The organism is Variovorax sp. efr-133-TYG-130 (assembly GCF_030208835.1).
Lineage (GTDB): Bacteria > Pseudomonadota > Gammaproteobacteria > Burkholderiales > Burkholderiaceae_C > Variovorax.
Map to the genome: position 1 here is coordinate 114,253 of NZ_JARVTD010000010.1, position 12,235 is coordinate 126,487.

Annotated in this window: 10 protein-coding genes and 1 pseudogene; 3 read left to right on the plus strand and 8 right to left on the minus strand. The window is 62.3% G+C overall.

The features are described 5' to 3' along the window. Positions 1–123: 123 nt before the first annotated feature. Together QRN67_RS33210 and QRN67_RS11940 are read left to right on the plus strand one after the other, a co-directional pair. Positions 124–498: pseudogene (locus tag QRN67_RS33210) on the plus strand (tryptophan 7-halogenase); the annotation flags it as partial. Positions 499–598: 100 nt separating this feature from the next. Next, complete coding sequence (locus QRN67_RS11940; protein WP_285411949.1) at positions 599–1,117, plus strand: tryptophan 7-halogenase; 519 nt, start codon at positions 599–601, stop codon at positions 1,115–1,117. On the opposite strand, the gene QRN67_RS11945 is transcribed toward QRN67_RS11940, so the two are convergent. The 8 genes from QRN67_RS11945 to QRN67_RS11980 all read right to left on the minus strand — a co-directional run bounded on the left by QRN67_RS11945 (position 1,103) and on the right by QRN67_RS11980 (position 11,370). Then, positions 1,103–1,381 carry a flagellar transcriptional regulator FlhD gene (locus tag QRN67_RS11945; protein WP_106935159.1) on the minus strand — a complete coding sequence of 93 codons (279 nt, stop codon included), beginning with the start codon at positions 1,379–1,381 and terminating at the stop codon, positions 1,103–1,105. The two genes, QRN67_RS11940 and QRN67_RS11945, sit on opposite strands and share 15 nt — an antisense overlap. After that, on the minus strand, positions 1,363–2,607 hold the full coding sequence (locus tag QRN67_RS11950) for a tetratricopeptide repeat protein (RefSeq protein ID WP_285411951.1): 1,245 nt from the start codon (positions 2,605–2,607) through the stop codon (positions 1,363–1,365). Before QRN67_RS11950 ends, QRN67_RS11945 begins: the two co-directional genes overlap by 19 nt. Positions 2,608–2,667: 60 nt before the next feature. Next, positions 2,668–3,969, minus strand: a complete 1,302-nt coding sequence (locus tag QRN67_RS11955) for a beta-barrel domain-containing protein (protein WP_285411952.1) — start codon at positions 3,967–3,969, stop codon at positions 2,668–2,670. Further along, positions 3,956–6,073 (minus strand): type I secretion system permease/ATPase, encoded by a 2,118-nt coding sequence (locus tag QRN67_RS11960; RefSeq protein ID WP_285411954.1) that lies wholly within the window; start codon positions 6,071–6,073, stop codon positions 3,956–3,958. The genes QRN67_RS11955 and QRN67_RS11960 overlap by 14 nt, the downstream gene beginning before the upstream one ends. Next, positions 6,070–7,497 (minus strand): TolC family outer membrane protein, encoded by a 1,428-nt coding sequence (locus tag QRN67_RS11965; protein ID WP_285411955.1) that lies wholly within the window; start codon positions 7,495–7,497, stop codon positions 6,070–6,072. Before QRN67_RS11965 ends, QRN67_RS11960 begins: the two co-directional genes overlap by 4 nt. A gap of 68 nt (positions 7,498–7,565) precedes the next feature. After that, entirely contained in the window at positions 7,566–8,009 is a 444-nt protein-coding gene (locus QRN67_RS11970; RefSeq protein WP_285411957.1) for a BapA/Bap/LapF family prefix-like domain-containing protein, read from the minus strand. Between the two features lie 34 nt (positions 8,010–8,043). Next, complete coding sequence (locus QRN67_RS11975) at positions 8,044–9,030, minus strand: winged helix-turn-helix domain-containing protein (protein WP_285411958.1); 987 nt, start codon at positions 9,028–9,030, stop codon at positions 8,044–8,046. Positions 9,031–9,438: 408 nt separating this feature from the next. Then, the gene (locus tag QRN67_RS11980) at positions 9,439–11,370 is read right to left on the minus strand and encodes a sensor histidine kinase (RefSeq protein WP_285411959.1); all 1,932 of its coding nucleotides are present in this window, start codon (positions 11,368–11,370) and stop codon (positions 9,439–9,441) included. Positions 11,371–11,429: 59 nt separating this feature from the next. Between QRN67_RS11980 and QRN67_RS11985 the strand changes: the two genes are divergently transcribed. Continuing rightward, positions 11,430–12,161 (plus strand): response regulator transcription factor, encoded by a 732-nt coding sequence (locus QRN67_RS11985; RefSeq protein WP_285411960.1) that lies wholly within the window; start codon positions 11,430–11,432, stop codon positions 12,159–12,161. Positions 12,162–12,235: the final 74 nt, after the last annotated feature.

A 12,235-nucleotide genomic window follows, 5' to 3' on the forward strand; every position in this document is an offset into this window, starting at 1 on the left:
GGTTCCCTTCTTTTCGACCATGTCCATGGAACCACTTGCATGCTGAATCTTCGCAACATGTCCCGCGCCGTCGTCGTCGGCGGCGGGACCGCGGGCTGGTTCGCAGCCCTGACATTGCGCCGCATGTTCGCGCGGCAGGTCGAAGTCCGGGTGATCGAATCGCCCGACATCGGCATCGTCGGCGTGGGAGAAGGCGGCCTGCTCAACCTGGTCGAGGCTCTGCACCGATGCGGCATCGACCTTGACGAGTTCGTGCGGGAAACCGGCGCGGCCTTCAAACTTGGCTTTTCCTATGAAGGCTGGCGCACCGGCGCCGAGGACGACCGCTATTACTACCTCTTCGGCCGGCCCGGCCTGCCGGAGACGGACTGGATCGAGCGCGGCTTCCACCCATTCTTCTCGGGCATGGTGCACGAGGGCATCGGCCTGCACCACTACATACCGGGCTTTGCAGAGATCGCATCGAATGCGACGCAGCAGGAGGCCGCGGCCATGCTCAGGCAGGGGTCGGGCTCGGGCCTGTCGGCCTCGTTCCATTTCGACAGCCACGAGCTGGCGTGCGACGAGCAGCGCATGGCGCGCAGCCTCAGGCTGGACGATGGAGAAACCGTCGGCCTCGACCATCGGACTGGCCTCGGGTTTCGTGGAACCGCTGGAGGCGACCTCCATCGGCCAGATGCTGGAGCAACTGCGCAACTTCGAGCGCATCGTCACCGCCAGCAACGGCGTGGTGTCAGGCTTCCTGATCGAAGGCTTCAACGAGGCCAATGCGCGGTGCTGGTCCGGCATCCGCGATTTCTTGCGCATGCACTACGACTGCCCACGCCGCGACAGCGCCTTCTGGCGCGACGTGGGGGCCCTGCCCTTGCCGGCCAGCTACGCCGAGCTCAAGCAGTGTTTCCAGCAACGCACGCCGCGGCTCGTGGACGTGCAGGACTACGCCATCCATGGATGGCAGAGCATCTTCCACGTCATCAACTGGCTGTTCGTGGCGGCGCCATTGGGCGTGGTACAGCCCGAAGCGGCAACTGCCGAACTGGCCAGTCTTCCGGCCGTGAGCCGTCGGCGCGTCGCAACGCGCATGGCCGAACTGCGAAGGAGCTCAGATCTTGCTTGAGGCCATGTACGGTTTCGATGCGATCGCCGCGTCATCGGGACGAAAGCTGCAAAGCATGAGATTCGTCTCGGCCAGCTTCGCAATCTGCGCGGACGACATGTTGGCAAGGAGTTCCGCCAGATCCTTGCCGATGCCCAGGCGGCGCATCGCCACCGCCTCGTCCTGCTTCACCAGCTTCTGCGCCAGGAGCATGTACATCAGGTTGAAGTCGCCAATTTCCTTCTGCAACTGCCTGTCTACGCCACTCAGGTTTTCAAGGGACATCGTGTTTCCTCCAGATCTGGTTGGGGAAGGCCGCGCGAGACGACCCTCCAGCGGCCGGCTGCAATCTCCGCGGCATAGGGGGCGGGGATGCTGACGCTGTAGCGGCCGTTCCTGACGACGGCGCAATAGGTGCAGACGGCCCCGCCCGAGGCGTCGTGCAGCGTCCAACGGACCGGCGTGCCATCGGGAGCGGAGTGCGCAACCTCCATGGAGGGCGAGCCGATGTTGGCGCCCACGTGGGCATAGCGCGGATCCACCGTCATCGGCACATGCGCGGGAAAAGGCTGGCTGCCGGACAGGTCGAACCACTCGTCGTGGCTGAGCATGCTGGTCGCCGCCACCTTCCAGATGCGGTGGCGCAGGAAATGCTGGTCGGCGTAGCGCGACGAGAACGGCCGGCTCTTCAGGTATGCGCGCATGTCGCCCGCCATGTCCGTGAAGACGCCCCGGCACGCACCCCACATGCCGGCCAGCATCAGTTCGGTGTGCGAGTGGTAGTCGCGCATGACATGGAACCAGCGGTCGGAGGCGCACCATGCACGCACCGCCGCCTGGTCGCGCGTGGACAACAACGAGTCGGCGTCGCGAAACTGCACGCGATCGACACCGGGATCGTCGAGCGCAAGAAACCGCCACATGGTGCCCGGCAGGTCGTGACCGCCGATGGAGCGCACATCGACGACGGACGCGCCCTCCGCCAGCAGCCGCTCGCAAACGGACCTCGGCACCGAGGCATCGACGTAGAAGCGGCAGACCCACGCAGGAAAGAACTCGCGCGCGGCCCGCACATTGAGCACGGCCATCTCGCAATAGCGCGGATCACCGCCGAACAGGCTGAACGCAATGACGTTGCGCTCGCGACGCCTTTCGTCGAAGCGCGGCAGCACGGGCGATTCGGCGGTTGCGGCTGTCGTTTCTTCCGCCGCCTCCAGGATCTTCAGCTCGAGGGATATGGTGCCGAACTCTCGCACTTCCCTCCACTTTCCCAGTTGCCCCGCCGCCTCCGCGAGGCCGTCATAGACGTTCGGAGTCTTCAGGTACTCGACGACACCGTGATAGATGTCGTATGCCTGCATCGCCCGGCCCAGCCGCATCTGGCACAGTGCCACGTCGGCCAGGGGCTGCGGGCTGCGGGTTGCCTCCCATGCCTGCGTAGCGAACTTCAACGCCCGCATGAAGTCGCCTTGCGCGAAAGCGGCTCGGAACTCTTCGCCCAGCAGGTTCAAGGCCTGTTGCGTGATGGCGGGCCCGCGGCGCGGAATGGGCACTCTTCTCATACGGGTCTTTCAGCGCTCGCGCAAGGCTTCGCGCGCCTTGTTCAGCGGCTTGAGCAGATAGTCCAGCACCGACTTGCTGCCCGTGTGGATGTCGACGTTCGCGATCATGCCGGGCACGATCGGAAAGCTCTCCCCGCGCTTGTTCTTCAACTGGTCGACGTCGGTGCGGATGTACACGCGGTAGTAGTACACGTCGCGCTTCACGTCGTCCTGGATGGTGTCCGGCGAAATCGTCGTCACCCTGCCGGGCAGGCTGCCGAAGATGGCGTAGTCGTACGCCGTGACCTTCACCGCCGCTTCCTGGCCCGGATGGATGAAGGCGACGTCGCGCGGCGATATGCGCGCTTCGACCAGCAGCTTCTCGTCGAGCGGCACGATCGCCATGAGCCTGCCGCCCGGGGGCAGCACGCCGCCCACCGTGGTTACCGCAATGTCCTTCACAATGCCGCGCACCGGCGACGCGAAGGTCAGGCGCGTGAGAGAGTCGGAGCGCCCGCGCGTGACCGAGCGCTGCGCCTCGATCTCGGCGTTGGCCCTGGCCAGGTCTTCGCGGGCTTTCACGTAGTACTGGCTCTTGAGGTCGGCCGCCTTGGTTTCGGCTTCGTTGATCTGCCGCTTCAGGCGCAGCACCTCGACATCGCTTGCGGCGCCGCGAGCCACCAGCGGCTCGGTCAAGCCCAGCTCCCTGCGCATCAGCGCCAGCGCCTGCGTCACGCCCGAAAGGCTGCTCGCGAGCTGGTCGCGGCGCGACTGGTAGAGCGCGGTCTCCGTGCGCACCAGGTCGGCGTCGGAACTCACTTCGGGCGGAAACACCAACGGCGTGCCTCCCACCTCGGCCGTGAGCCGTGCCGACATGGCCAGCGCGGCGCGCACGCGCGAAGCGCTTTCCTGAACGGTCGACTCGGTCTTCGTCCTGTCGAGTTGCGCGAGCACCTGCCCCTCCTCGACGATGTCGCCCTCGCGCACCTTCAGGTCGACCAGGATGCCGCCCTCGAGCGACTGGATCATCTGCTCGCGCGACGACGGCACCACCTTGCCTGCGCCGGTGGACACTTCGTCGAGCCTGAAGAGCCAGGCCCACGCCAGCAGCGCGAGCAGCAGCGCCCCAATGATCCACACGAGCAGCGATGCGCGAGGCAAAGGAGGCTCGGGCGGCGAATAGTAGGCGGCGGGTGCGGTCCTGGAGCGTTCCGTCGGCTGGAAAGGAGACTTCGCGCGTGGCGGCTTCGCCCCCGAAGCAAGACCGGGCGGCATCGTCATGCCGACCGTGGTGGCTGGCGCCTTCACCCGTATTTTTTCAGGCGTTGCCATGTGAGAGCCTTCCAAGAACCTGTTCCTTCGAACCATCCATCACGATGCGGCCGCCATCGATCACCACGATGCGGTCCACCCACTGCAGCACCGGCATGCGATGCGTTGCCACCACCAGCGTGCGCGGCCCCATCCAGTTGCCGACCAGATCGATCACGTGCCGTTCGGTGACCTCGTCGAAATGCGCGGTCGGTTCGTCGAGCAGCACGATCGACGGCTGCCGGATCAGCGTGCGCGCGAGCAGCAATGCCTGCCGCTGCCCGCCGGACAGACCCAGGCCGCCCTCGTGAATGAGTTCGTCCAGCCCCTCGGCGCGCGACTGGAGAAATGGCAAGGCACCCGCCATCGCGATGGCCTCGAACACCAGGTCGTCGGTGGCCAGCGGCATCCCCAAGGTCACGTTCTCGCGGATGGAGCCGTGGAAAAGCCGCGCGTTCTGCGTGAGCAGGCCGACGTCGCGGCGCAGGTCGGCCGGGTCGATCAGCGAGAGGTCGAGCGAATCGAGCGCCACGTGGCCCTGCTGCGGCGACTGCAGGCCGGACAGCAGTTGCAGCAACGTGGATTTGCCCGCGCCCATGCGGCCCAGCAACGCGACCTTCTCGCCTGCCTGAATCTGCAATTGCGCGATTGCGAGCGCCGGGCTCTTGTCGTCCTTGCCATAGCGAAACTCGACGCCGGCCAGTGCGTAGTGCCCGTGCAGCGCCGGCGCATGCACCAGCCGCGTGCCGCCGGCCTGGTCGACCGGGCGCTGCATGAGCTGGTCGAGGCCGGCGCGCGCCACCTTGGCCTGCTGCCAGCGCGCGAACACGCTCGACAGCTGCGCCAGCGGCGAGATCATGCGAGACGCGAGGATCGACGAGCCCACCAGCGCACCCGTCGTCATGTCGCCGCGCATCACGAGGAAGCAGCCCGCCAGCAACACCACGGCATACACGATGGTCTGCACCTCTTGCGTCCACGTCATGAGCATGCTCGTGAGAAAGCGTTGCCGCATGCTGACGCCGGCGGACACGTCGTTGACGTGGTTCCACTGGTTCTGGAAGCGCGGCTCGGCGCGCATGAGCTTGATGTCCTCGATGCCTTCGACCGCCTCGACCAACAGGGCGTTGCGCAAGGCCGATTCACGCATGCCTTCGCTCGCCAGGCGCGCCAGCGGCTTCTGGATGAGCAGGCCCGGAATGACCAGCAACGGCACCGCCGCCAGGGCAACCAGCGCAAGCGGTCCGGCCACCAGCCAGAGAACGACCAGGAACAGCAGGAAGAACGGCAGGTCGGCCACGGCGGAGATGGTGGTGGAGGTAAGCAACTCCCTCACCTGCTCCACCTCGCGCACCTGCGCGATGAAGGAGCCTGTCGACTTGGAACGCGCATTGGTGCGCAGACGCAGCGCATGGCCGAACACGACGTCCGACACCTTGAGGTCGGCGCGCTTGCCGACCACGTCGGAGATGTGGGTGCGCGACACGCGCAGCATGAACTCGAAGGCCACCGCCAGCATCACGCCACCGAAGAGCACCCACAGCGTGGGCTCCGACTGCGCGGGCACCACGCGGTCGTAGATCTGCATCGAGAAGATCATCGAAGCCAGTGCCAGCACGTTCGCGAACATCGAGGCCAGCATGATGTCGCCGTAGCGCCGCCAGTCGCGCAGCGCGATGGCCCGGAACCAGTTGGCCTTGTAGGGCTTGATGTAGTCGTCCACGCGCGCATCGGGCACGGCGGTGTTGGGCCGCAGCACGGCCACACGTTTCGCGCGGCGGCGCAGTTCGTCGAGCGGCAGCGCCGTCTCGAGGCCATGGTCGCCTCCGAGCAGCACGCCCAGCTGGCCACGGCCGTTGGAGACTCGCACCACGCCGACCTCGCCGTTGTCGAACTCCACCACCAGCGGCAGGCGCCATGGGTCGAGCAGCGTTTCGGAGAATTCACCCAGCCGCACCATCAGGCCGAGCTGGCGCGCCATGTGATCGAGCAGCGTGTCCAGCGGCGCGCCGCGCTCCCAGGCCAGCGAGACGCGCACGTTCTCCTCTGAAGCGCCTATGCCGTAGTGGCGGGCGACGAAAAGCATGGCGTCGAGCCAGCTCGTGTACTGCGAAGGCAACTTCATGGAAGCACCTCGATCCCCTGCACGGTGGTGTTGTTCAGGCCGTAGTACGCGCGGGACTGCCCGGTGGCGCCTATGTAGCCGACGCGGCTGGTCCAGAGCTCGTGCAGCACGGCCTCTTCGTCGGCTGCGGCCTGGTGGATCTCCTGCTCGGCATTGAGCAGGTCGAGAATGGAACGGGTGCCGAGCGTGTACTGCTCGCGGTAGAGATCGCGCGCCTCGGCGATGCTTCGGCGCCGGTCGGCCAGCACGCCCAGGCGCGCCTGCGCGCCGATGACCTGCTCGCGGAAGTTGCGCACCTGGTCGCCGGCATTGAGGCGGGCGGTCTCGATGCGCATGCGCGCAGCCTGTTCGGCCGCGACGGCGGCGTTGACCTGCGCTTCGAGCGCACCACCTTGGTAGAGCACGCTCGACAGGTTGAGCATGACCGAGTGGGAGCCGCCGCTGCGCTCCGGAACACCGGAGTTCATGCCGCCCATGGGCCGGTTGACGGAAGCGTCGAGACTGAGCGTGGGATAGCGCTGGGCCCTGGCGACTTCGAGCTGGGCGGTGGCGACACGGCGTTCGGCTTCGGCGGCCAGCACCTCGGGCATGAGGCTGGTGTCGGGCTGCATGTCGACGCGCAGTTCACTTGCCAGGTGCTCAGGCAACGGTGCCATGCGCGGCGGCACGGAACGCCCCAGCAGCGTACCCAGGCGCTCGCGCCACTGCGCCAGCTGCGACTTCACCTGCAGCAGGTTGGCACGCGCGCTGTCCACGCGCGACTCGGCCTGGATCGGATCGGCCTTGGTACTGAGGCCCGCGGTGGCGCGCAGCTGTGCGGTCTGCAGCACTTTCTCGACCGCCTGCACCTGCTCCTGCGCAATGGCGACGAGCGATTGGTAGCGGTGCGTCATGACCACGGCTTCGGCCGCCTGCTGCGCGACGGCGTCGATCTGCTTGAGGATCGTTGCCTGCTGGCGCTGTACCTGCGCCTCCGACTGGCCGACCGCACCCGAGACCTTGCCGAAGTCGTACAGCATCTGCGACACCGAGGCGGTGGCGAGACCGCCATTGCTGCGCCCCTGGCCGGCGGAGCCGCGGTCGTTGACGCCCGCGCCCACACCGACACGCACCGCGGGGTAATAGCCGGCGCGTGCCACGTCCACGCCGCCCGACTGCTGCGCCAGCACGGCGATGGCGTCGGAGATGGAAGGATGGCGCGCGACCGCCTGTCGAACGGCATCGGCAAGTTCCAGCGGCGTCGTGGTTTCGGCAGCCTCGGGCAATGCGGGGCCGGGCTTGACGCCCAGTTCCTTGGCCAGCGTGCTCGGAGCGAGGCGCCGGGACAGCTTCAGCTCGCCGTCGCTGCTTTGCGCGATGGCGGGCGCACAGGCCGCGAGCAGGCAGGCCGCAGCCAACCGAGGTCGAATGAGTTTTTTGTTCATGTTGTTTTTTCAGGCAGACAGGAGCGACACGGCCGGAGCCCCGCCGCCCTGTTCCGCCAAGGGTTGCGTCAGACCATGACGAGCTGCTGGTTGGAGAGCGATGTGGCCGAGTCGACCCGCACCGGCGCGGCGGTCGAGGCGGTCGCGCCGCCACCGCCAGCAGGAGCCCCCGCGACCAAGCCACCACCAAGCAACCAGGGCCACGCACCCGAATCGGATGCCTTGGGCATGAGCAAGGGCTCGATGGGATCAATGCTCGAGTAGTTGACGGCCAATTCGCCTTGCTCCCGGCTGAGCCTGGCGAGCCAGGAACCGTCCTGCCCTTCATCCAGCACAAGATCGCTCTTGCTCCCATCCATCGCCGAAGAGAATCCTCGGACAGCGACGATCTCTCCCGAAATGGAAGTCATGGCCAAGTCGGCACCTGCCCCACGCATTCCCTTGACCTGCTGAACGCCTTCTCCGCTGCGCCTGAACACGACATACAACAAAATAATTACCTCGACGCCCAACCATCGACATCCGACCGCGCAAATGAAACTACCTTCAGCCTGTGGCGTCTTTAGAGAAGGCGGTTCGCAACTCATATCCGTAACCGAAAACCGCTTTCAAAATCAAACCGTTGGACGGCTCGATTCTTAGCTTTTTTCTGATTTTTGCGACGTAGACATCGAGCACCCGAGAGCGTGAGTCTGCAAATTCCCGGCGAAGCAGGAAATTGAGATTTCCTCTGGCCAACGGAAAATCTATGTTCTTGAAAAAATTAAGCGCCAGATCGTATTCACGTCGCTGCAGGCTTACCTCTCGACCTTCGTAGAACACTTTTCGCTCGTCCAACTGGAACTTGTAGCTCTTGAAGGCTAGGACGCCATTTTCCGTCTGCGCGCATCTGGCGGCGGCACTTCTGCTCATCAGATTTCGCAGCCTCAATCTTATTTCCGCACTGTCAAACGGAGGAAAAACGAAATCGAAATTTCTATCTCCAAGAAACTTGTCACCGACCCGCAGCTGCCAAGCGGCCTTGCTTTCGTTGACGGCAAATAAGACAGGAGCGCTTGTCAGGCCGCGAATGGCTTTCACCCAATTTATGTTCACGTCCGTGGGAAGGGCCAAAAGCAGCAGCCCGAAGCGGTCGCCCAACCTGAGTGCGTTCATCAGATCGGTCACAGTTTCAAAGGCAACGGAAGCGCAGCCAAGCCGATCGATGCTCTTTCTTAAAGTGGGACAGCTGAGGCTCGATTCGTCAAGCGCTACAACGGGCAATTGCAACTCGCCCGAAAACGACCCTGCGGCATTCGGCGTCGCCTGAATGGGAGCATTTTCGCCACCGGCCGCAACGAGAGATCGCTCAGCGGCTACCGGGAATCGACGCTGTTTGGAATATGAGGAATTTGATGAGGAAAATAAGGCCGGAGGCCCAGCCTCGTCAGAAAAGCGGTCGCGTTCTTCTTTCGCTATCGACGCCTGCACGATGTCATGGACGCCGCTTTGTTTCAGGAGTAGCGATCGGCTACGAGACTCTGGGGAAATCATTCCAACCTCTCATGTTCAAGAAGAACGTCAAGAGAGGCTTGTTATTGCACTCCGCTATGACCGTTCGGGTAGCGGAATGTATCTGCTTGCGACGGACACGATTAATGACATGTTCATGCAATTAATGTCATTGGGTGCGGTGCGGACGCTTCCGGTGCGTTCCCATTTACGAGCTCAAGAGCGCGGAAGAACTGCTTGCAAAACCACTGTGCGCACCATGTTTGTGCGCTACCTTACTTCAAAAGGTTTCATTCGCCAGCAATGATTAAGGAATCATGTCAGCGTAAGGCGTGTCTAAAAATCGCTGGATTCGTGAAATAGTTCACGCTATGAGGCTGTCTTGTGCGCAGAGCGAAGACTCTGGCGTGCCCTACAGTCCAGGAAACGCTGCGTGTTAACGAGGCTTGCCTACTGTGGCGGCAAAGGAAGTGTCAGGCGAAACACGGTACCCGCACCGTCGCTGGAAACCAGAACGACGTCGCCGCCGTGCAAACGGGTGATCGCGCGTGAAATGTGAAGGCCAAGGCCGGAGCCGGGCACCAGTGAAGAATTGCCGCCCCTGAAGTAACGCTCGAACAACTCGCTCTTTTCAGACTCAGGAATTGGATTTCCCTTATTTGAAACAGTCACGCTAAAAGTATTGGAGCTAGCGTCGCATTTCACATCAACCATCGAATCGGCCGGAGAGTATTTGATAGCATTCAATATCAAATTCCGCAGGGCCATTTCAATTTTTTCCTGATCCCCTTCAAACATGACCGGTTGACCCGCTGCGGTGACGTTCAGACGCGCCTGTTCGTCAGGCAATCCGATGTGGCGAACGTTCTCAATCACACTCCATAAGTCGAAGTTTCTTACCGTCGGGCGCGCACCAGATTCCAGCGTATCGTCCAGAAGAATGTTCTCAACCAGTGTGGTGAGACGGCGAGTGGCCTTGCGGATTTTCTCGACACTGCGCTTGACTCGCTCGTCGCTTCCAGATGGCGACAACCCGAGTGCTTGTGCCACCGCATCGACGATCGCGAGTGGCGTGCGGAATTCGTGCGAAAGAATCGCGACGAATTCGCGCTGTCGAACTCGCTCCTCCAAAGCGATCTTCGCGATTTTCATCGAGTCGAAAGCCCGTTTTCGCTCGGCCCTCAGTTTCAACTCGGAATCCCTGGAACGGCTTACCACGGCAATGTTGAGAACCGCGAGATTGGCCAGCTGCGTCAACTGTATCAACGACTCCGTGACAAACGATTGCTCCAGTCTCACCATGCCAAGCAGGACCACGCAATAAAAGAGCCATGACGAATTCACAACGAGGAAAACGAGTGCGGCAAAAAGTTGATGAAAAACCTTTCGACGGACGATGAACCAGAATATGAATAGCGTATTGAACGCGCCAACGGCTATTTGAAGATAGAGCAGCCATCTGATCGAGTTTTCTATTACCCCGCACAATGCCAATACGGTGGCAGCAAGGAAAATAAATGCCGCCAGATAAGTGAACCGGGAAGTTTGGGGCGAATATTCCTTGTAATTGAAAAAGCGGCAGACAAATACCGCGGAGATCGACATGAGCGCGCAGGTGGTCGCGTCGACAAAACGGTCCGCATACACAGGATTTTCAGGAAAAAACAAGGAGCTGGCGTATCCCTGCACGGCAAAGACCGCCCCGAGCATCACAACCAGGAAAAGCGAATATATGAGGTAATTGGCGTCCCGAGTCCATTTCCAGAAAATCAGGTTCATCAGCACCATCACGCCAATCGAACCGGCAAATGCCGAGAAAAAAAGGCTTCTTTTCAATTCAACCCTGTCGAACACTGATTTTTGCCAGAGATTCAGGTCAAGAATTGTCGGGCCGTGCGTTTTTACTCTAAAATAATGCACCCTGGCCGTGGAATCCACGACCAGTGGAAATGCCATGATGCTGGATTTGATTTCCCTTTCGGAAAAAGATAACTGGTCCCCGATCTTGTTGGATGAAACTTTTCCGTCGGACGCCACGCAATACATCTCGACTTCATCTATCCAGCCAGGAAATATTTGAACGACCCAGTCGATCGGCGTGCTTTCTTCGTGCTGCAGCGAGACCCGGATCCACAGGGCGTCGTTCGAATACCGCTCCAGAGAACGAATATCCTCATGGGCAAAGCTGTATTTTTGCGGTTCCGAGACGATATCTTTCATGGTGACCTTGCCGGTAGGGTCACGGAACACTTCCACTTCCTTCGCCAACGAAATCGGACCATCATCGCCTTGCCCCTTCTTGAGCACGACGCCTCCTGCGCCCTGGCATGAGAGCCAAAGAATCAGTCCGAAGATCAAACACAGGCAGCGATTTTTTTGCATCTCATTGATTTGTCTGGCTCGCCGCCGAAACCCGCGCCGAAGCCGAAGAAATATGCACCATGAACAATACGAAAATCGACAGCCGTGAAAAAATAGTCGTCTACCTGATCGAAGACGAAGAAGACCTGCAAGAGGCACTCGTATACAGCCTCAACCAGATGGACATCGAGGCACACGGCTTTTCGACGGCTTCGGCGTTTTATCGGGCCTATGCGGTCCGCCGTTGCGAAATCGTGGTCATCGACATCGGCCTGCCGGATGAAAACGGGTTTTCAATTGCCCAGCACCTGCGCTCGGCCAGCAACGTGGGGATCGTGTTCGCGACCGCGCGCCACGAACTGAGCGATCGGGTTCGCGGCCTGCGCGATGGTGCGGACGCGTATTTCGTGAAGCCGGTGCATGCCGAAGAGCTTGCCGCGTCGCTGCAGGCCATCCATCGGCGCCTCAAGGCAGCCGACCGCAGATCCCGCTCCACGCCCCCGCAGGCCGAGGCGCCAAGAGGCACAGGGCGCTGGGAGCTCAGGGAAGAAGACTGGATCCTCTGCGACCCCGGCGACCGGATGCTGCGCCTCACCATGTCGGAGCGAGCCATCGTGGGATGCCTGTTCAAGCGGCGCGACAAGCCCGTGGACCGCGCGGAACTCGCAGCCGCGCTCGGTGGCGACCTGGAGCAGTTCGATCTTCAGCGCGTGGACGTTGTGATCAGCCGCCTGCGGCGCAAGGCGCTCGCCGCGGGAATTTCGCTGCCGCTGCACACCGTCAGGGGCACCGGCTACCGATTCCGGGCCTGAGGCCTCCTGCTGCGCACACCCGCTCTCATCAGGGAATCTACGGATATATGATTCCTTGAATGGTCTTGATTGCG